This is a genomic window from Streptomyces sp. NPDC002324, from assembly GCF_053593335.1.
The window spans coordinates 41,200-61,624 of the sequence record NZ_JBSFCF010000037.1 but is presented as its reverse complement, the minus strand read 5'-3'; the positions used below and the strand labels follow the sequence as shown (position 1 = coordinate 61,624).

Here is a 20,425-nt window from a genome sequence, read left to right as displayed (position 1 = left end):
ATCAGGACTCACACTGACCCGTTACTGACCTTTCTGATGCCGCGCGAGAATTCTCGTGATCTCATCGCCCGCCATTCGTCATGCGAGCCATGCGGACTCCTTGTGACGTAGGCGTGCGGAGGCGTCCGAGCCGCCCGCGGCACCGGACGTGCCCGTGGTGCCGGGTGCGGCCGAGTGCCCCAGGTGCCGGTGCACGAAGTGGATGGCCATCGCGCCCTCACCGGCCGCCGAGGCCACCCGCTTCACCGAGCCGCTCCGGGCGTCCCCTACCGCGAAGACCCCGGGCAGGCTCGTCTCCAGGGTCATGCACGAGCGCCCGCGCCACACCTCGGGGTGGACGCATGCTTCCTGGGCCTCCGGGCCGGTGAGGACGAAGCCGCGCGAGTCGAGGGCGATCATGCCGGCGAGCCACTCGGTGTGGGGTTCGGCGCCGGTGAAGACGAACAGGCCCCGTACCGCGAGTCTGCGGTGCCCGCCCGTGCGGTTGTCGACCACGTCGAGCTCCTCCAGCACCTCCTGGCCGATGACCTCGGTGACCTCGGTGTGCAGCATGACCTCCACCCGCGGATGTTGCTCGACCTGGTCGACCAGGTAGCGGGACATGTTGGCCTCAAGGCTGGGTCCTCGGACCAGCAGGTGCACCTTCGGCGCGTACCCGGCGAGGAACAGCACCGCCTGGCCCGCCGAGTTGCCTCCCCCGACGACGGCCACCGGGTCGGTGAGGCACTGCTGGGCCTCGTAGACGGTCGCCGAGTAGTGGACGCTCGTTCCCTCCAGTTGTTCGATGCCGGGCACCTGGAGCCGGCGGTAGCGGGCACCCGTGGCCAGGACGACGGCGCGAGCGGCGATCTCGCTGCCGTCGGCGAACGCCACCACGTAGTGGTCCCCGTCCGTGGGACGGAGACCGGTCGCCTCCACCGGAATGCTGATCCTGGCGCCGAACTTGTCGGCCTGGAGCAGGGCGCGTTCGGTGAGTTCGGCACCGGAGATGCCGGCGGGGAAGCCGAGCAGATTCTCGATGCGGGACGACGTGCCGGCCTGGCCGCCGGTGGCCATCGCCTCCACCACGGTGGTGCTCAGGCCCTCGGAGGCGGCGTACACCGCGGCAGCGAGGCCGGCGGGCCCGGAGCCGACGATGAGAACGTCGCCGAGACGGTTTCCGGCGGGCAGTGACGGCAGGCCGATGAGCCGGGCAAGTTCCGCGCTGCTGGGGTTGCGCAACAGGGTGGTGTCCCGCCAGATGACGAGCGGTGTCTCCTGCGGGCCGACGCCGAAGCGGCGCAGCAGGTCCTCGGCCTCCTCGTCGGTCTCCAGGTCGATCCAGCGGTGCGGCAGCCGGTTGCGGATGGCGAACTCGCGCAGCCGCCTGGTGTCGGGCGAGTAGCGCGAGCCGATGATGCGGAAGCCGGCGCCCTGTCCGACGAGCAGCGCGCGACGGCCCAGACAGGCGCGCAGCACGACGTCCCCGATGGCGGAGTCCTGGGACACCAGATGGCGCAACCGGTCCAAGGAGACGACGAGGACCTCGCCCGGCTCCCTGGCGACGGCGGTGTAGAAGGCCACCTGCCCGTGCAGCAGCCCGAGTTCGCCGATGAAGCGACCGGGGCCGTGCACGCGCAGGACGTGCTCTTCAGGGGTGCCGTAGTCCTCGACGACGGCGACGGTACCGCTGAGGACGACGAAGAACGTCTCGCAGCGCTCCCCCTCCCGGATCAGCACGTCGTTCGAAGCCATGCTCCGGCGTTGCCCGTGCTCCGCCAGACGTGCCGTCTGGTCCTCCGTAAGGCGCGGATACGCGCCGTAGACGTCCGGGGTCTCCCGGAAGACGGCCTCGTGCGCTTCCTCCGGCACCGGTCCTTCGCCCGGCAGCGACTGGTCGCCGGACATCAGACGAACGCCTCGTGGACGTAGCACCAGCGCCAGTCCTCGCCGGGCTCGAACGACTGCACGATCGGATGGGCGTCGGCAGCCGCGTGCCTGCGCGCGTGCTTGTTCGGCGAGGAGTCACAGCAGCCGACGTGCCCGCAGGTCAGGCAGAGCCTCAGGTGGACCCACGGGGAGCCGAGCAGCAGACACTCCTGACACCCTTCCGGGGTGAGCGGCTGGACCGGCCGGACAAGCGCGAGGTGGGGGTCTGCGTGCAGGGTCATCCGGATCACCCTTCCCGGGCCGTGATCGACTGTTCCACCCACTGGCGCAGAGCGGGGGCGGGCGCCGCCCCCGCCTGCCGGGCGACCGTCTCGCCCTGGTCGAGGACGAGCAGTGTCGGTACCGCCTGGACCTCGAAACGCTGCGACAGCCGCGGGTTCTTGTCGACGTCGACCTTGACGAGTTTGATGCGGCCGGCGAGATCGGTGGCGACCTTCTCCAGCGCGGGGCTCACCATGCGGCACGGGCCGCACCAGGTGGCCCACAGGTCGACCACGACGGGGACGTCGGCCCGCTCGGCGACCTCGGTGAAGTCGTCGTCGCCCGCGTCCACCATCCACGGCAGAGGCTGCTTGCAGTGGCCGCACCTGGGGCGACCCTCCGCGGCCACGGGCACCCGGTTGGTGCGCCCGCAGTTCGGGCAACTGACGGTCGTCGCCTGCATCGTGCTCATGCCGCCCGCGCTCCCTTCACGTCCTCGGGCTGGTCGTAGGTGACCACCAGCTCTCCGTGTTCGGCGTCGACGCGGACCGTCGCGCCGTCCTGGACGTCGCCGCGCAGCAGGGCGCGTCCGACCAGCGTCTCGACCTCGTGGGAGATGTAGCGGCGCAGTGGGCGGGCCCCGTACACCGGGTCGTAGCCCTGGTGGGCGATCACTTCCCGGGCGGCGGGGGTGAGTTCGACGGTGATGCGGCGTTCGGCGAGCCGCCGCCGCAGCTCGTCGAACTGCAGCTCCACGATCCGCTCGATCTGCCGCTCACCCAGCGGCTTGAACAGCACGATGTCGTCGACGCGGTTGAGGAACTCCGGGCGGAAGTGCCCGCGCAGCTCGCCCACCACCAGGGCGCGGGCGTCGGGCTTGATCTCACCCTCGGCGGTGGCGCCGTCGAGGAGGTGCTCGGAGCCGATGTTGGACGTCATGATGATCACGGTGTTGCGGAAGTCGACCGTGCGGCCCTGAGCGTCGGTGATGCGGCCGTCGTCGAGGATCTGCAGCAGGGTGTTGAAGACGTCGGTGTGCGCCTTCTCGATCTCGTCGAACAGCACGACCGAGTACGGCTTGCGGCGTACGGCCTCGGTGAGCTGGCCGCCTTCCTCGTAGCCGACGTATCCGGGCGGTGCGCCCATGAGCCGGCTGACGGTGTGCCGCTCCTGGTACTCGCTCATGTCGAGGCGGACCATGTTCTCCTCGGAGTCGAACAGAGTCCGGGCGACGGTCTTGGCCAGTTCGGTCTTCCCGACGCCGGTGGGGCCGAGGAAGATGAACGAGCCGATGGGGCGGCGGGGGTCGCGGATGCCGGAGCGGGCGCGGATGATGGCGTCGGTGACGAGTTTGACGGCTTCGTCCTGGCCGATGACGCGTTCGCGCAGGATCTCGTCGAGGCGCAGCAGTTTCTCGCGCTCGCCCTCCTGGAGGCGGGAGACGGGGATGCCGGTCCAGGCGGCGACGATCTCGGCGATCTCCTCCTCGGTGACGACCTCGCGCAGCAGCCGGTTCTGCCCTTGTTTCGCGGCCAGTTGCTCCTCCTCCGCGTCGAGCCGGCGCTCCAGGTCCTGGAGTCGGCCGTAGCGGAGTTCGGCGGCGCGGTTGAGGTCGTAGGCGCGTTCGGCCTCCTCCGCCTCGTGGCGGACCTGCTCCAGTTCCTGGCGCAGGTCCTGCACGCGGCGGATCGCCTGCCGTTCGGCCTCCCACTGGGCGCGTTTGGCGTCGGCCTCGCCGCGCAGGTCGGCCAGTTCCCTGCGCAGTTCCCCCAGGCGGGCCTTGCTGGCGGGATCGCTCTCCTTGGACAGGGCCGCGTCCTCGATCTCCAGGCGGGTCACCCGGCGGGTGATCTCGTCGAGTTCGGCTGGCATGGAGTCGATCTCGGTACGCAGCCGGGCACAGGCCTCGTCGACGAGGTCGATGGCCTTGTCGGGCAGGAAACGGTCGGTGATGTAGCGGTGGGAGAGCGTCGCCGCCGCGACCAGCGAGGTGTCCTGGATCTTGACACCGTGGAAGACCTCCAGGCGTTCGCGCAGTCCGCGCAGGATGGAGATGGTGTCCTCCACGCTGGGCTCCTCGACCAGGACCTGCTGGAAGCGGCGTTCGAGGGCGGCGTCCTTCTCGATGTGCTTGCGGTACTCGTCGAGGGTGGTCGCGCCGATCATGTGCAGTTCGCCGCGGGCGAGCATCGGCTTGAGCATGTTGCCCGCGTCCATGGCCCCTTCGGCGGCGCCCGCGCCGACGACCGTGTGCAACTCGTCGACGAAGAGCAGGATCCGTCCCTCGGCGGCCTTGACCTCGCTGAGCACGGCCTTGAGGCGTTCCTCGAACTCGCCGCGGTACTTGGCGCCGGCGACCAGGGAGCCCATGTCGAGGGCGAACACCGTCTTGTCGCGCAGGCCCTCGGGAACGTCGCCGCGGACGATGCGCTGGGCCAGGCCCTCGACGATGGCGGTCTTGCCGACGCCGGGATCGCCGATCAGGACGGGGTTGTTCTTGGTCTTGCGGCTGAGGATCTGGGTGACACGGCGGATCTCAGCGTCCCGGCCGATGACCGGGTCCAGCCGCCCGGACCGAGCCTCCAGGACCAGGTCGCGACCGTACTTCTCCAGCGCCTCGTAGGCCACTTCGGGGTTGGCGGAGGTGACGCGCTGGTTGCCGCGGACCTGGGTGAGCGCGCTCAGGAACGAGTCCCCGGTGATGCCGGCCTGCTTGAGCAGTCGCCCGGCGGCGGTCGAAGAGCTCTCCTCGGCCAGCGCGAGCAGGAGGTGCTCCACGGACACGTACTCGTCCTTGAGGCGTTTGGCCTCCCGTTCGGCGGCGTCGAGCAGGCGGGCGAGGCGCTGGGTGACGAAGACCTGGCCGGGTGCCGCGCCGGGGCCGGTGACCTTCGGGCGGCGGGAGAGTTCCTCTCCCACGGCGGCGCGCAGTTCCTGCGGCTCGGCGCCGGCCTGTTGCAGCAACCGCGGGATCAGACCGTCCTTTTGATCGAGAAGTGCGAGCAGCAGATGTTCCCCGTCGACCTCGGTGTGCCCCATGCCGACGGCCGCGGTCTGGGCCTCCTGGAGGGCTTCCTGGGACTTCTGGGTGAGACGGTTCATGTCCATGGGGGTGTTTCACTCCTCGTGCCACGGCCGCGCAGGGCGGCTTCGAGCAGGCTGATGCGGTCGAGCAGGTCCAGCACCAGGCCGATGGATGCGTAGTTGAGGCAGAGGCCGGTGCGCAGCCGCTGGATGCGGGCGAGGACCGCCGGGGCCGTGGGGTCGAACACCAGGCGCCCCGCGGCGTCGCGTTCGGCGTCGACCAGGCCGAGGGCGACGAACCGGCGGATCAGATCGGGGTGGAGGCCCGAGCGAAGGGCCACGGCGGCCAGGGAGAGCCTGGGGACGGGCACGAGCGCGTACCGGACAGCCGTCGAGGCGGTGAGGTCGGCGCCCGTCCGCACCGGACGGGCGCTCACGCCGGCCCGGCCGATGCCTGCCGCTCCCGCGGGTCGGTCCTTCATCACATCCTCCTGGGGTCGTACGAGGAAGTGGCGGCGAGCTCCTCGAACAGGTCGCGCTCCCGGTCGCCGAGGGTCGGCGGCACCATGACGCGGAGTTCGGCGTACAGGTCGCCGTTCGCGCCCCGCGGGTTCGGCATGCCCTCGCCGCGCAGCCGCAGCCGCCTGCCGCTGGACGAGCCCGCTGGCACCGTGACCTTGGCCGTGCCGCCGCCGGGGGTGGGCACCGGCACGGTCGCGCCCAGGGCCGCCTCCCAGGGGGTGACCGGGACTCGTACGTGCACGTCCCGGCCGTCCAGCCGGAACCGGGGGTGGGGCTGGATGCGCACCCGCAGGTACAGGTCGCCCGCGCCGGCGTCACCACTGCCGCGGCCGCCCTCACCCGACAGCCGGATGCGCTGCCCGTCGGTGACGCCCGGCGGCACGTCGACCTCGTACCGCCGCGGCTGCCCGGCGGGACCGGCGAGCGTGACGGTGCGACGGCCGCCTCGGTACGCCTCCTCGACGGTGAGCGGCAGTTCGGCCTCCTGGTCCGCTCCGGGGACGCCACCCCGGGCGGCGCCGGCTCCGAACATGGAGCCGAACAGGTCCTCGATGTCGATGCCCTCCGCACCGAAGTCGTCGCCGAAGCCGGTGGCGTACCGGACACGAGGACCGCCCCCGCCTGCGGTCCCGCGACCGCGGAAGCCGCCGCCCGCTCCCGCCGCGACCTGTTCGTCGTAGTCCTCGGGGATCTTGCGGAAGTCCTCGCCGAAGCGGTCGTAGCGGGCCCGCGTCTTGGGATCGGACAGGACGCTGTGGGCCTCGTTGAGGTCCTTGAAACGTGCCTCCGCCCCGGGGTCCTTGTTGACGTCGGGGTGATGCCTGCGGGCGAGTTTGCGATAGGCCTGCTGGATCTCGTCCTGGCTCGCGGTCCGCGACACGCCCAGCACCTCGTAGAAGTCCCGTGCCATGACCGGTCACTCCCGCTTCGCGACGGTCACGGCGGCGGGCCGGAGCTGCCGGTCGCCGTCCCCGTAGCCGGGGCGCAGGACCTGGACGACCGTGCCCGGTGGGGCGTCGGGGTCCTGGACGACGCCGACCACCTCGTGCCGGGCCGGGTCGAAGGCGACGCCGGTCTCCGCGTGCCGCGGGTAGCCGAGCAGTTCGAGGACGTTCACCGCCTGGTCGCGTACGGCCCGGACGCCCTCCACGATCGCGCCCGGATCGGCGCCCGCGTGGGTCAGGGCGAGTTCGAGGTTGTCGAGGACGGGCAGGAAGGCGGCCGCCGTGCGGGACCGCTCGACCGCCCGTTCGCGCTCCAGTTCCCTGGCGTGACGCTTGCGAAGGTTGTCGAGGTCGGCGAGTGCGCGCCGCCAGCGGTCCTCCAGTTCCCGGATCGCGGTCGTGTACTCGTCCTCGGCACGCGCGGGACCGGCCGCGTCGGGTCCCGGTTCGCCGTTCGCCGCTTCGGACCGGGGCGGGCCCGGACGGGGCAGATCCCCGCGCGGGGGGCGTCCGACGCCCTCCGGGACCGATGCGACCGGATCCGACGCGGCTCGGTCGGGTTCCTGGGGGGTGGCCATGGCGCGCCTCAGCCCTTGTCGAACTCGGCGTCGATGACATCGTCCTCATCGCCACCACCACTCGTGGGACCGCCGGCGGCGGCGTCCTGGCCCGGACCGCCGCCCGTGGCGCCTGCGTCCTGATGAGCCGTCAGCCCAGCGAGCACCTGCTGGAGTTCGGAGGTCAGAGGCCGCACGCGCTCCACGCCCGCCTCTTCCTTGACCGCCGCCCGGGCGTCGGACACGAGCATCTCGGCGCGTGCCTTCTCGTGCGCGGGCGCCGCGTCGCCCAGTTCGGCGAGACGCTTCTCGACCTGGTACGCGACGGCGTCGAGTTCGTTGCGGGCGTCGACGGCCTCGCGCAGTGCCTGGTCCTGGCCCCGGTTGCTCTCGGCCTCCTGGACCATGCGTTCGACGTCACCGCGGTCCAGGTTGGAGCTCTCGCTGATGGTGATGCCCTGTTCCTTGCCGGTGTCCCGGTCGCGGGCCTTGACGTTGAGGATGCCGTTGGCGTCGATGTCGAAGATGACCTCGACCTGTGGTTCGCCCCGCGGCGCCGGCCGGATGTCGGTGAGCTGGAACCGGCCCAGCACCCGGTTGTCGGCGGCCCGCTCGCGCTCGCCCTGGAGGACCACCACATCGACGGCCGGCTGATTGTCCTCGGCGGTGGAGAAGGTCTCGCTGCGGCGCACCGGAATGGTGGTGTTCCGCTCGATGATCTTCGTCATCACTCCGCCGCGCGTCTCCACGCCCAGCGACAAGGGTGTGACGTCGAGCAGCAGGACGTCCTTGACCTCGCCCTTGAGCACCCCGGCCTGGATCGCGGCGCCCAGGGCCACGACCTCGTCGGGGTTGACGCTCATGTTGGGTTCCTTGCCGCCGGTCAGCCGGCGGACCAGGGTCTGGACAGCGGGGATGCGGGTGGAACCGCCGACGAGGATGACCTCGTCGATGTCGCTGTCACCGACCTTGGCGTCGGCCATCGCCTGCTGCACCGGTCCCAGGCAGCGCTCCACCAGGTCGCCGGTGATCTGCTCGAACGTGGACCGCATGATCGAGTCGGTGAGGTGCTTGGGCCCGGAGGCGTCGGCGGTGACGAACGGCAGGCTGACCTGCGTCTGCGTCACCGAACTGAGCTCGGTTTTGGCCTTCTCCGCCGCCTCGAACAGGCGTTGCAGCGCCTGCGGGTCCTTGCGCAGGTCGATGCCGTTCTCCTTCTGGAAGTCGTCCGCGAGGTGATCCACCAGGCGCCGGTCGAAGTCGTCGCCCCCCAGGTGGCTGTCACCGGCGGTGGAGCGCACCTCCACCACGCCGTCGCCGACGTCGAGGATGCTCACGTCGAAGGTGCCGCCGCCCAGGTCGAAGACGAGGACGGTCTCGTGCTCCTTCTTGTCCATGCCGTACGCGAGGGCGGCCGCCGTCGGCTCGTTGATGATCCGCAGCACCTCCAGTCCGGCGATCCGTCCCGCGTCCTTGGTTGCGGTGCGCTGAGCGTCGTTGAAGTAGGCGGGCACCGTGATGACCGCCTCCGTGACCCGCTCCCCCAGCTGCTTGGAGGCGTCGTCGGCGAGTTTGCGCAGCACCTGTGCGCTGATCTCCTCAGGCGCGTACAACTTGTCGCGCACCTTGAAGCGGGCGGCCCCGCCGTCGCCCTCGACGACGTCGTACGCCACCGCCCTGGCCTCGTCGGAGATCTCGTCGAAGTGCCGGCCGACGAACCGCTTGGCCGAGTAGATGGTGCCTTTGGGGTTGAGGATCGCCTGGCGCCGGGCCAGCTGGCCCACCAGGCGTTCCCCGGTGTCGGTGAAGGCCACCACGGACGGTGTCGTGCGGTTGCCCTCGCTGTTGGGCACGACGGACGGCTCACCGCCCTCCCACACGGCGATCACCGAGTTGGTGGTGCCCAGGTCGATGCCCACTGCCTTGGCCATGGGGAACTCCTCCCGGTACGGCGCCTGCGCCGACTCTCCGGATCGCGTTCGTTCAGGTAGAGGTCGAGCCTCCGCCGGTTTCGCACCGGTGCGCACGGAGGATCTCGAGCACTCCCCAGGGTGACGAACCGGGTGGCTCCACGCCTGCGCCTGGGAAGTCAGGATTGCGCGGGTCCGGTCGCCCCACGAGTACGAGGGAAAGAACCGGAGCATCTCGGGTAGGCAGGCCGGGAGCGGGTACGCGACATACCGCTCGCCTCCCTGAAGGCTCATGGAGAACGGAGTGATCCCATGGCCGGCAGTAGGACGAACAGCCTGTACCACCACCGCTCCGACCGGGCGAGCAGCCTTCCGCGGGGCAGCGCCCGGCGGCACCCCACGGCCGCGCGCCCACGGCTGCGCCCACCCGCTCGTACCCCGGCCGACCGTGCCCTCCGCGATCTGACGGTGCTTTCCCGCGCCCTGTTCGACACCCAGGACGAAGGCGCGATCCTGCGACTGGCCATGGACCACATAGCCGCCGCGGGGCCATACCGCGCCGAGACCGGATACCTCAACGTGGGCGGCCACCTGGTCCCCAGCCCGAGGAACGGGCAGAGGTCCGCCTCGGCCGTGGGCCGTAGGGTGCGGGATCTGGTCGGGCGGGACGGCCCCGTGACCGTACCCGGCAGGCCCTGGGGCCGGGCTCTGGGGCTACGCGGACATGAGGGACTCCACGGCTACCTCGTGGTGACGTCCCGCTCCCGGCCGTCCGAGGCCGAGCTGTCCCTGCTCGCCACGATCGTCCGGCACACCACTGCCGCCTTGTCGGTCGCCTTCGCACACCGCCGCCGACGCGAGGACGCGTGGGAGCTGCACCGGCTGAGGGACGAACGCACGGCCCTCCAGCGGCAGCTGATCTCCGTCGTGGCGGAGCTGGGGTACCAGCGGGCCGTTCACGCGCTGATGGCCGAGGTCGCCGCCTCGAACGGCGGCGGCGAGGAAGCCATCACCCGCGCACTGCACAGGCTCACCGGACTCCCCGCGCTGGTCGAGGACCGCTTCGGTCGGCTGAGGTCCTGGACCGGTCCGGGCCGCCCCGACCCCTATCCCGAGCCGGACCCCGTGCGCCAGGACGACATGCTGCACGCCGTCGCCCGTCAGGCCGGGCCGGTGCGAGTGAAGGGCCGGCTGATCACCCTGGTCCGCCCGCACGGCGAGATCCTGGGCGTGCTGGGCCTGGTCGATGCCCGGGCCGAGGCCGACGAGCACACCGTGCTCGCGCTGGAACACGCCGCCGCGTCGCTCGCCCCGCAGCTGACGCACCTGCGCGATCTGGCCGAAGTGGAGCTGAGGCTGCACCGCGAGCTGGTCGACGACCTCCTGGCGGGGACGGATGGGGCGAGCGCCTACGCCCGGTCCGAGGCAGTCGGACACGACCTGCACCGCAGTCACTACATCGTCGTGGTGCAGTGGCCGAACCGGACCGCGGACGACTCCTTCGCGCGGACCGTGGGACGGGCGGCCTCCGCCGTGGGCATGCGCTCGCTGCTGACCCGCCGTTCCGACCACGTGGTCCTGGTCGCCGACGACAGGCCGCCCGCCCGCGCGCTGTACGAGGCGCTGGCCCAGGAGACCGGGACACGGTCCGGGACGATCGGGGTGAGCGCCCCTTGCGATTCCCTGGACGACATACCTCGCCGCTACCAGGAGGCGCAGCGCGCCATGGAAGTGCGCCGTCACTCCCGTGAGCGCTACGGCACGACGTTCTTCGACGAACTCGGCCTCTACCGCATCCTGGGACCCGGCAACGGTCACCGGGAACTGGAGACGTTCGTCCAGGAGTGGCTCGGGCAGCTCATCGACTACGACTCCCTGCACAACTCCGCCATGGTCGAGACCCTGTCCCGGTACTTCGACTGCGGCGGCAACTACGACGAGACCGCGGAATCCCTCACGATCCACCGCAGCACGCTGCGCTATCGGCTCCAGCGCATCCGCGACATCAGCGGCTACGACCTGGCGAACGTCGAGGACCGGCTGAACCTCCAGGTGGCGACCCGTGTGTGGAAGATCGTGCTGGGTGGTCCCGGCTGATCGCCTCGCCAGAACCGTTCGCGAGCGGGTCAGGAGCGTCGGGCGAGCTGCCCTGTCACACAGCGTCAGCGGATGCTGCGGCAGCTGTCGCGGCCGAAGGGCGGCGGCGCAGGGCGGACACCACCGGCGGGAGCGATCCGGACGTCGCCGACACGGCCGGGCCGACCACCCTCCCCGTGACGGTCACGGCCTGCTCCCCGATCGCGCAGGGGCGACTCCTGAAGGTCGAGGCACTGGGTGCCGTGGCCCCGGCACCCGGAGCCACGCCGACCCGGGTGGCACGGACGGGACACCGCGCGAGCCATACCCGCCACAAGCTGGAACGCGGCATGGCGACGCGCGGCGGCGCTCCAACCCCGCTGACCGGTGCTCAGCCCTTCGTGCCGCCGTCAGGAGAGGGCGAGCCGGGCCGCGAGATAGGGCGCGGTGGCGCTGCGGCGGGCCCTCGCCACCTTGGCCGGCGGGCCCGCCGCGACCACCCGCCCGCCCGCGTCACCACCGCCCGGCCCGAGGTCGATGACCCAGTCGGCGGTGGCGATCGTGTCCAGGTCGTGCTCGACGAGGACGACCGTGTTGCCGGCGTCGACGAGCCGGTGCAGCTGTCGCAGCAGCAGCGCGATGTCCGAGGGGTGCAGCCCCGCCGTCGGCTCGTCGAGCAGGTAGAGCGCGTGCCCGCGGCGGGCTCGTTGCAGTTCGGTGGCCAGTTTGATGCGTTGCGCCTCACCACCGCTGAGTTCCGTCGCGGGCTGGCCCAGCCGCAGGTACCCCAGTCCCACCTCGCGCAACGTCTCCAGACTGCGGGAGGCGGCCGGGACGGAGGACAGGAACTCGGCGGCGGCGTCGACGGACAGCGCCAGCACTTGCGCGATGTTCTTGCCGTGGTAGGTGACTTCCAGCGTTTCGGCGTTGTACCGGGCGCCTTCGCAGGTCGGGCACGGCGCGTAGGTGCCGGGCAGGAACAGCAGTTCGACCGCGACGAATCCTTCACCCTGGCAGGTCTCGCACCGCCCTTCGGGCACGTTGAAGGAGAACCGCCCGGCCGAGTAGCCGCGCGCCCCGGCCTCGTCCGTCGCCGCGTACAGCTTGCGCACCGCGTCGAACATCCCCGTGTACGTGGCCAGGTTGGACCGCGGAGTTCGGCCGATGGGCCGTTGGTCGACCCGGACCAGCCGGTCGAACGACTCGACCCCCGACGCGTCCTGGACGTCGACCTCCAGCTGCGCCTCGTCGGGCTCCTCGGGTACGACTCCGAGGTGGCCGCGGACGACCTCGGCGAGCACCTGCGTGACCAGCGTCGACTTTCCGGAACCGGACACGCCCGTGACCGCCGTGAGTACGCAGAGCGGTACGTCGACGGACACGTCGCGCAGATTGTGGCGGGAGACGCCGCGCAGGTGCAGCCAGCCGTGCGGTGTGCGCGGGCGGTGATCGAGCGGCTGGGCGCGCCCGAACAGGTACCGGCTCGTGGCCGACTCCCCGACCCGCTCAAGACCGGCGACCGGGCCGCTGTACAGCACGCGTCCGCCGCCCTCGCCCGCGCCGGGGCCGATGTCGACCACCCAGTCCGCCCGCCGTACGACGTCCATGTCGTGCTCCACGACGAACAGCGAGTTGCCGGCCGCCTTGAGGCGGTCCAGCACGTCCAGCAGCGGTTCGGCGTCAGCCGGGTGCAGGCCCGCGGAGGGTTCGTCGAGGACGTAGACGACGCCGAACAGCCCCGAGCGCAGTTGGGTGGCGATGCGCAGGCGCTGCGCCTCGCCGGGCGACAGGGTCGTCGAGCGGCGTCCGAGGCTGAGATATCCGAGGCCCAGGTCGAGCAGTACGTCGACCCGCGCGACCAGATCGCCGCAGATCCGGACCGCGACCTCGGTCGTCTCCCCGGACCGGGCGGTCGACGTGGTGGCGTCGGCCTCGGACCGTGCCGCGACGGGCCGCAGCAGCACCACGACCTCGGCGAGCGGCATCGCGTTGATCTCGGCGATGGAACGTCCGGCGAAGGTCACGGCGAGCGCCTCGGACCGCAGTCCGCTGCCGTGACACTCGGGGCAGGGCACACTCCTGACGAACCGGAGCGCCCGTTCGCGCATCCTCTCGCTCTTGGAGTCGGCGAGGACGTGCATGACGTGCTTGCGGGCGCTCCAGAACTTGCCCTGGTAGCCGTAGTCGACGCGGTCCTCCTCCGGCTCGATGTACACGGAGGGCTGCTCGTCCGTGTACAGCAGCCAGTCCCGGTCCTTCTTCCTGAGCCTGCGCCACGGTCGGTCGATGTCGATCCCCAGGCCGTTCACGACACTGCGCAGGTTGGCGCCCTGCCAGGCGCCCGGCCAGGCGGCGATCGCCCCCTCGCGGATGCTCAGCGAGGAATCCGGGACGAGCAGGTCCTCGGCGACGTCGTGCACGACGCCCAGTCCGTGGCACTCCGGGCAGGCGCCGGCCGCGGTGTTGGGTGAGAACGACTCGGCTTCCAGCCGTGCGGCCCGGGGCGGATAGGTGCCGGCGCGGGAGTACAGCATGCGCAGCAGATTGGACAGCGTGGTGATGGTGCCGACCGTCGAGCGCGAGCTGGGCGACCCGCGTCGCTGCTGCAGGGCCACGGCCGGTGGGAGTCCGGTGATTTCCTGTACGTGCGGTGCGCCGACCTGTTGCAGCAGCCTTCGGGCGTACGGTGCTACGGACTCGAAGTAGCGCCGCTGGGCCTCCGCGTAGAGCGTGCCGAACGCGAGCGAGGACTTGCCCGAACCGGAGACGCCGGTGAAGGCGACCATCGCGTCCCGCGGAACGTCGACATCGATGCTCCGCAGGTTGTTCTCACTGGCGCCCCGGACATGCACGAAGGGGTCGGTCGCGTCCGCGTTCACCGTTCCTGATTACCTGATCGCGCCGGGAAACGCGCGGCAGGCGCCGTCACCGGGCCCCGCTCACACGAGCGTCGGGAGTGTCCCGGATCCGTTTTCGATTCACGGCCCTGGGTGGCGCGCACTCCGCTGTCGGCGGACGCCGACAGGGTGGCGTTGCTGCTGGAGACCACCCTTCCGGAGGTTCTCGTCAAGCAGGCCTGCACGGGTATGGACGAGGAGAACCGGCCGTACCGCCTGCGCCTGCTGGGAGGGGCCAGCGTGTCACGCGGCGTCGGCGATACCTCGGGGGCATCCTGTGGGCACGGGCGAGCGCGGGGGCAGCCGACGAGAAGGAGGCATGCGGATGTCGTCTCAGGGCGTTACGGTCGTGGCTCTCCTGGCGGATCCGGACGCGCCCACGGAGGTCGCACAGCGCATGGCCCGGATACTTCCTGCTCGGCTCGCCGACAAGTCTGGCCAGGGGCGACGGTTCGACGTCGAGGTGATCAGTGAGCCCTTCACCACGGGGACCGAGGACCTGCCCACCTTGATGCGCCGGATCATGGACCGCGGAAGAGCGGAGCGTTGGGACATCGTCGTGGCCCTCACCGACCTTCCGCTGCACTCGCACGGGCTCAGGCTCGTGGTGGATCTGAGTCACGAACACGGGTTGGCACTGCTGTCCCTTCCCACGCTGGGGGGCTTGCGGCTGCAGACGAGGGCCCGGCGGGCCGTGGAGGAAACCGTGCTCAGTCTGGCGGCCCGGCGGGCCGGCGGGACGGAGGGACCTCCGCGGACTCAGCCGCTGCCGGCTCCCTTCGTCAGTCGATTCGCGCCCATTCACCCGGGCCAGGTCGGTGAGGGGGAGACCGCCGATCTGCGGTACATCGTCAGTGGACCGCGCGGTTACCTGAGGGTGCTCGTCGGTATGGTCCGCGCCAACCGGCCGTGGCGCCTGGTGCCGGGCCTGTCGAAAGCCCTGGCGGCCGCACTCGCCACGGGAGCGGTCGCCACCGTGAACTCCACCATCTGGAACCTGGCCGAGTCCCTGAGCGCGCCGCGCCTCGTGATCGCCACGGTCGGGTCGGTCGTGCTCATGATCGGTTGGCTGATCGTGGACGCGCAGCTGTGGCATCGAACGGCAGAGCACTCGCCCGAGGCGAGGCAGAGGGCGAGGCTCTACAACGCCTCGACGATCATGACCGTGGGTATCGGGGTGCTCGTCTGCTACTCGGGTCTGATCGTCATCAACTTGGTGTGGGCCCTGTTCATCCTCAACGGCCAAGTGTTCGCCTCCACGACAGGAACCCCGCTTCACGCCGCGGAATACTGGATTCTGTCCTGGTTCGTCGCTTCGGTCGCGACGGTGGGCGGGGCGCTGGGATCAGGCTTGGAGAGCGACGAGGCGATCCGGGCAGCCGCCTACTCCAAGCGCGAACAGGAACGCCGCCACATGCTCCGGGTCGACGACGGCGACTAGCCGGAGATGCGCTGGTGGTTGATGGTCGTCCGCGTACGAATATTCCGCTGCGGTCGTGCCGCGGCACCGCACGGCTGCCGCACCTCGACCAGGCCGACGCGCCCTGACAGGGCGTTCCGGCTAGCCTCACATAGGTGGCGCGGGCCTTCGGGAGGTCGTGCGATCCGGGCTCACCATCGGGGAGACGCTGCTGGAGCCCCTGCTCGCGTTGCGCACGGCCGCCGGGGTGGCGATCGTCGTCGGGCCGGCACTGTGGCTGGCCTCCCCCGCGTATGCCCCGTCCGCCGTCCTCGGCGCCTACTCCGCGGGTGGGCCGCCTTCCAGCGCGCCTGGCGTCCACGCAAGGTGATCGCGCTCGGCGGGGCGCGGGCCTGGCGCTCAGCACCTTCGTGGGCTACTGACTCCGGATCGGGAACACCAGGATCAGCACGGCCTGCGCCACGCCCCCGAGCGCGATGACCCCGGCGTGCTCCAGGGCTCGCCCGACGCTCGTGGGCAGGGTGACGGTCACCGGCATGCTGCCGACCGTCGTCGCTGCGACGATCCCGGCGGTGGATCCGACGGCCACGCCATTCCCGCGGCAAAGGCCCATACGGCCGGCAGCGGGAGGAACGTCACGAGTCGCCCCGCTGCCAGGTGACGGCCCGGGACCGCATTCGGCCGGTCGTCGCCGCACTCGCCGACCCGGACGTGGGCGCCCCGGCGGAGGGACCCGGGCGGGACCGCGCGCGGGAGTTGCTCGACGCGGCCGCCGACGTCCTGGATGCGGCCACCCGTACGATCCGCCGCGGCACTCCCGCCGAGGTGCGGCCCGGGAGCACGGACGTCCTGCGCATGGACGAGGAGCACGAGGCGCCGGAGGGGCCCGCGCGGCAGGCCGCCGAGCGGCTCGTGGAACTGCTCGGCGAGGCGTTGGAGATCGCCCGCTGCGGCGGCGGTCGGTGGGCGGGCAACGCGAAGCGGGGACCTGGTTCGGCCCCCGGTCGCATCGGCGTGCGTGGTGTCGGTGGAGTTCAGACGGTGGTGATCCGGATCGCGTCGGCCGTCTCCTCCGCCGTGCGCAGGGCGTCCGCCGACGTGGCTCCCCTGGTCATCACCGAGCCCACGCGGTCCCAGGAGCTCTGCAGTTCACGCACGGTGTCCCCGGGCTTCAGATGCAGTGAGAGGGAGAGGACGTCATCCCGCCTGCCCGCCTCCTCCGCGCCGTCGACCGACACCACCTCGCCGGGCGCCGCCTCCATGAAGCGGACCGCGGCGCCGCCCGCCGCCTTCCGCGGCAGCGGCTCCGGGCGGAGGCCCCGCATGACCGTGTAGAAGGCTCCGGCCAGGTCGATCCCGTACGCCTCCTCGATCAGCATCGGGATGCCGTCGCCGGGGAACCGGCCGGCGCACTCCACCAGGTACGGGCGGCCGTCGCTGACGATCCACTCGCAGTGCACCATGCCGCTGCCGAAGCCGACCGCGCGCAGCACCGCCTCGGTCTGGGACACCATCAGGTCGTTCAGGTCGGCGGGGAGTCCGGCGGCCGGCACCGTGTGGCCCAGCTCGATGGGGCGCGGGCCGGGGAAGAGCAGCTTGCCGGTGACGTTGGAGAACAGCGTCTCGCCCTCGCTGACCAGCAGTTCGACGCTGTACTCCGCGCCGCGGACGTACTGCTCGATGATCATCCGCAGTTCGCGCTCCCGGTCCGGCACCCGGTCGCCCTCGTCCTGGCTGGTGCACTCCTCCCAGGCCGCGTCCAGGTCGTCCAGCGAGTGCAGCACCTTGGTGCCGACGGACGCCTGCCGGTTGGCGGGCTTGAGGACCAGCGAGCCGGGGTGGGCGGCGGCGAACTCCCGTACCTCGTCCGGGGAGGTGACCTCCCGGGACGCCGGATTGGGGACACCCGCGGCCCGGGTGACCCGGCGCAGCAGCGACTTGTCCCGCATGAGGGCGGCCGCGCCGGCGCCCGCTCCGGGCAGGCCGTACCGCTCGGCGAGCCGGGCGGCGAACGGCGTGGCGTACTCGACCAGCGGGGCGACCACGGCCGGGGCGAGGTCGGGGTAGGTGTTGTAGAACTCGTCCGCGGCGGCGGGGAGCTGGTACTCCCACTCGATCAGTTCGCGGAGTATCTCGGCGCCTTCGAGGGCGTTCTTGACGTCCTGCTTGCGGATCACGTCCGGTTCGTCGATGACGATCACGGAGTTGGGGGCGAACTCCTTGATGTAGGGCAGGATGTTGACGTATCCGACGATGATCCAGGGCTGCTGCTCGGTCATGATGCTTCTCCAGTGCCGGGACGGGGGGCCGGGGCGGGGGGCCGGGGCGCGGGTCGGGGGTCAGTGGCGGAGTTCGAGCGTGCAGCACTTGACGCTGCCGCCCGCCTTGAGCAGCTCGGACAGGTCCACGTGGTGGGTGCGGAAGCCGTGGGCGCGGAGCTTGGCCGCCAGGCCGGTGGCCGGCTCGGGGAGGATGACGTTGCGGCCGTCGGAGACGAGGTTGAGTCCGAAGAGCAGGGCGTCCTCCTCGTCGGCGAGGACGGCCTTCGGGAACAGGCTCTCCAGCACCCGCAGGCTCTCGGCGTCGAAGGCACCGGGGTAGTACACGATCTCGTCGTCGTCGAGGGCGGCCAGGGCGGTGTCCAGGTGGTAGAAGCGCGGGTCGACGAGTTTCAGGCTGATCACCGGGCGGCCGAACAGTTGCCGGGCCTCGTCCTGGGAGCGGGGGTCGGAGCGGAAGCCGTTGCCGGCCAGGACGGCCCGTGCCGTCGTCACGTAGTCGCCCTCGCCCTCGCTGGTGAAGGCGGCCTGGACCACTTCCGTATAGCCCCGGCCCCGGAACCAGTCGGCCCAGAACCCGGCCTCGGCCTGACGCTCGGGGTGGCGGAACCGGGAGATCAGCGCCTTGCCGTCGACCACGAGGGCGCCGTTGGCGGCGAACACCATGTCGGGCAGGCCGGGGGCGGCGTCGATCGTGCGGACCCGGTGGCCGAGTTCGACGTACAGGGCGCGCAGGTCCTCCCACTGGGCGAGGGCCAGCGCCTTGTCGGTGGGCTTCTCGGGGTTCATCCACGGGTTGATGCTGTAGGTGACCTCGAAGTGCTCGGGGCGGCACATCACGTAGTCCCGGGTGCGGGTCTGACGCTCAATCAATTCCAGCGCGGGAGCGAGGAGTTCGGTCATGACAGGGGTGTCCCTTCGAAGTGGGTACGGGGTCGGCCGGGCGCTGGTGCGCGGTCAGCCGGTGATGCCGAGGCTGAGGGGGAAGGCGGGCCTGGCGCCGAGGAGGTGGGCGCCGGCGGACTGCAGGATCTTGTCCTGGGCCACCACGTGCTGGCACATCGTCATGGTGTCGCGCAGCCAGCGGTCGAGCGGGCTGGGCTTGTAGATCGAGGCGGTCTGCATCAGGTCGTACAGGCGCATCACGATGGAGCGGGCGGAGCGGAAGGCGTGCACCCGGGACAGGGGCAGTGCGGCGCGCTCGTCGGGGGTGAGGTCGTCGAGGGTGCCGCCGGCGGCCAGTACCTCCCACTGGCGTTCCATCGCTGCGTAGACCGCGGCACGGGTGGCGTTGAAGTCGGCCTCGCACTCGGCCAGTCCGACCTGGATGCGCCAGTTGTCGGCCCAGCCGCCACCGCCGGGCGGGGACTTGGCCACCACCTGCTCGCGCACCCAGTCCAGCGCTGCCCGGGCGACGCCGAGCGGGACGCCGGGCATGTTGCGCATGTGCACCTCGGGCTGGGCCAGCGGGCCCTCGCCATTGCGTACCGTGCCGAAGGTGAGCGTGCGGCCCTCGGGGACGAAGACGTCGTGGATGGCGTAGTCGCAACTGCCGCTGCCCGCGAGGCCGGTGGTGTTCCAGGTGTCGATGATCTCGACGTCGGACTGCGGCACCATCAGCAGGATGGAGTCGTGCGACCCGTCGACCAGGTAGGGTTCGCCGTTCTCGTAGATGAAGGCGCCGGAGATCACCCAGTCGGCGTGGGTGATGCCGCTGCCGAACTGCCACTTCCCGGTCAGCCGGTACCCGCCGTCGACGCGCTCGGCCCGGCCGGTGGGGAAGAGCAGGCCGGCGGTGGTCATGTCCAGCCGGGGGAACATCTCCTTGGCGACCCGCTCGTCGAGGAACGAGGCGTACAGCCCGGAGTCCATTCCGATCATCACGGCCCAGCCGGCCGAGGAGTCGCCGTAGGCCAGGGCCTCCACCACCTCGGTCTGCTCGACCGAGGTCAGCTCCGGGCCGCCCCATGCCTTGCTGAAGCCCATCCGGAACGCGCCGGTCGAGCGGATCAGCTCGACGACGTCGGCGGGCAGACGGCGGTTCTGCTCGATCTCGACCGCGCGCTCCCGCAGCTGCGGGGCCAGCGCCCGGGAGGCGGCGAGGATCTCGGCGGCGGTGTTGGGAATCGTCTGGGTGTGCGTCATGTCAGGACTCCTTGGCCGTGGCGGTCGCGAGCTGGTGGAAGTTGCCGTGCAGGAAGAGCAGGGGAGGCTGCTGGTCGCGGACGCCGGTGGAGACCACCTCGCCGATCAGCATCGTGTGGTCGCCGAGGTCGAAGCTGTCCCAGAGCACGCACTCCAGGCTGCTCTGCGCGTCGAGCATCAGGGCTCCGGTGGCGGGGCCGGGGTTGGCGTCGAGGGCGGCGACGGCCTCGGCGCGGGCGTCGCGGCCCTTGGCGAGGCCCCGCGCCAGCGGCTCCGCGTCGCTGTCCAGGATGGAGACGGCCCACTTCTTGGTCTCCAGCAGATCGCCCAGGAACTGGGAGTCGCGGTGCAGCGAGAGCGAGACCAGCGGCGGGTCGAGCGACACCGAGGTCAGCGAGTTGAGTGTGACGGCGTCGTGGCGGCGAAGGCCCCCGCGGTCCGTGTAGGTCGTGGCGACGCAGACTCCGGTGGCGAAGTTGCGCATCGTGCCGCGCAGATCGGGTGACATGACGGCTTCTCCT

Annotated in this window: 15 protein-coding genes and 1 pseudogene; 3 read left to right on the top strand and 13 right to left on the bottom strand. The window is 71.2% G+C overall.

The genetic code is table 11. The features are described 5' to 3' along the window. Positions 1-78 precede the first annotated feature (78 nt). From ACWCRJ_RS34995 to dnaK, 8 genes are read right to left on the bottom strand one after another with little or no spacing between them, the layout of a single operon-like run. Positions 79-1,887: an FAD-dependent oxidoreductase gene (locus ACWCRJ_RS34995; RefSeq protein WP_450943053.1), complete on the bottom strand. Its 1,809-nt coding sequence runs from the start codon at positions 1,885-1,887 to the stop codon at positions 79-81. After that, a complete protein-coding gene (locus ACWCRJ_RS34990) occupies positions 1,887-2,150 on the bottom strand; it encodes a UBP-type zinc finger domain-containing protein (protein ID WP_142267243.1) in 264 nt (87 codons plus the stop codon). The genes ACWCRJ_RS34995 and ACWCRJ_RS34990 overlap by 1 nt, the downstream gene beginning before the upstream one ends. Before the next feature lie 5 nt (positions 2,151-2,155). Continuing rightward, on the bottom strand, positions 2,156-2,602 hold the full coding sequence (trxA, locus tag ACWCRJ_RS34985; RefSeq protein WP_450943052.1) for a thioredoxin: 447 nt from the start codon (positions 2,600-2,602) through the stop codon (positions 2,156-2,158). Next, a complete protein-coding gene (clpB, locus tag ACWCRJ_RS34980; RefSeq protein ID WP_450943051.1) occupies positions 2,599-5,238 on the bottom strand; it encodes an ATP-dependent chaperone ClpB in 2,640 nt (879 codons plus the stop codon). Before clpB ends, trxA begins: the two co-directional genes overlap by 4 nt. After that, positions 5,229-5,636 carry a chaperone modulator CbpM gene (locus ACWCRJ_RS34975; protein ID WP_450943050.1) on the bottom strand — a complete coding sequence of 136 codons (408 nt, stop codon included), beginning with the start codon at positions 5,634-5,636 and terminating at the stop codon, positions 5,229-5,231. The genes clpB and ACWCRJ_RS34975 overlap by 10 nt, the downstream gene beginning before the upstream one ends. Next, on the bottom strand, positions 5,636-6,586 hold the full coding sequence (locus ACWCRJ_RS34970; protein ID WP_450943049.1) for a DnaJ C-terminal domain-containing protein: 951 nt from the start codon (positions 6,584-6,586) through the stop codon (positions 5,636-5,638). The genes ACWCRJ_RS34975 and ACWCRJ_RS34970 overlap by 1 nt, the downstream gene beginning before the upstream one ends. A 6-nt stretch (positions 6,587-6,592) precedes the next feature. Then, on the bottom strand, positions 6,593-7,198 hold the full coding sequence (locus ACWCRJ_RS34965) for a nucleotide exchange factor GrpE (RefSeq protein WP_450943048.1): 606 nt from the start codon (positions 7,196-7,198) through the stop codon (positions 6,593-6,595). A gap of 8 nt (positions 7,199-7,206) precedes the next feature. Then, the gene (gene dnaK, locus ACWCRJ_RS34960) at positions 7,207-9,108 is read right to left on the bottom strand and encodes a molecular chaperone DnaK (RefSeq protein ID WP_450943047.1); all 1,902 of its coding nucleotides are present in this window, start codon (positions 9,106-9,108) and stop codon (positions 7,207-7,209) included. Between the two features lie 291 nt (positions 9,109-9,399). Here dnaK and ACWCRJ_RS34955 point away from each other — a divergent pair, with 291 nt between their 5' ends. After that, a complete protein-coding gene (locus ACWCRJ_RS34955) occupies positions 9,400-11,184 on the top strand; it encodes a PucR family transcriptional regulator (protein WP_450943046.1) in 1,785 nt (594 codons plus the stop codon). A gap of 389 nt (positions 11,185-11,573) precedes the next feature. On the opposite strand, the gene uvrA is transcribed toward ACWCRJ_RS34955, so the two are convergent. Next, a complete protein-coding gene (gene uvrA, locus ACWCRJ_RS34950) occupies positions 11,574-14,042 on the bottom strand; it encodes an excinuclease ABC subunit UvrA (protein WP_450943045.1) in 2,469 nt (822 codons plus the stop codon). Between the two features lie 343 nt (positions 14,043-14,385). On the opposite strand from uvrA, the gene ACWCRJ_RS34945 reads away from it, so the two are divergent. Both ACWCRJ_RS34945 and ACWCRJ_RS34940 read left to right on the top strand, forming a co-directional pair. After that, the gene (locus tag ACWCRJ_RS34945) at positions 14,386-15,501 is read left to right on the top strand and encodes a hypothetical protein (protein WP_450943044.1); all 1,116 of its coding nucleotides are present in this window, start codon (positions 14,386-14,388) and stop codon (positions 15,499-15,501) included. Positions 15,502-15,631: 130 nt separating this feature from the next. Next, positions 15,632-16,386: pseudogene (locus ACWCRJ_RS34940) on the top strand (FUSC family protein); the annotation flags it as partial. A 128-nt stretch (positions 16,387-16,514) separates the two neighbouring features. On the opposite strand, the gene ACWCRJ_RS34935 reads toward ACWCRJ_RS34940, so the two are convergent. From ACWCRJ_RS34935 to ACWCRJ_RS34920, 4 genes are read right to left on the bottom strand one after another with little or no spacing between them, the layout of a single operon-like run. Next, positions 16,515-17,759, bottom strand: a complete 1,245-nt coding sequence (locus ACWCRJ_RS34935) for an ATP-grasp domain-containing protein (RefSeq protein ID WP_450943043.1) — start codon at positions 17,757-17,759, stop codon at positions 16,515-16,517. 60 nt (positions 17,760-17,819) lie between these two features. Beyond that, on the bottom strand, positions 17,820-18,662 hold the full coding sequence (gene ddaH, locus ACWCRJ_RS34930; protein ID WP_450943042.1) for a dimethylargininase: 843 nt from the start codon (positions 18,660-18,662) through the stop codon (positions 17,820-17,822). 54 nt (positions 18,663-18,716) lie between these two features. After that, on the bottom strand, positions 18,717-19,904 hold the full coding sequence (locus tag ACWCRJ_RS34925) for an acyl-CoA dehydrogenase family protein (RefSeq protein ID WP_450943041.1): 1,188 nt from the start codon (positions 19,902-19,904) through the stop codon (positions 18,717-18,719). A 1-nt stretch (position 19,905) separates the two neighbouring features. Next, positions 19,906-20,412: a flavin reductase family protein gene (locus ACWCRJ_RS34920; protein WP_450943040.1), complete on the bottom strand. Its 507-nt coding sequence runs from the start codon at positions 20,410-20,412 to the stop codon at positions 19,906-19,908. Positions 20,413-20,425 lie beyond the last annotated feature (13 nt).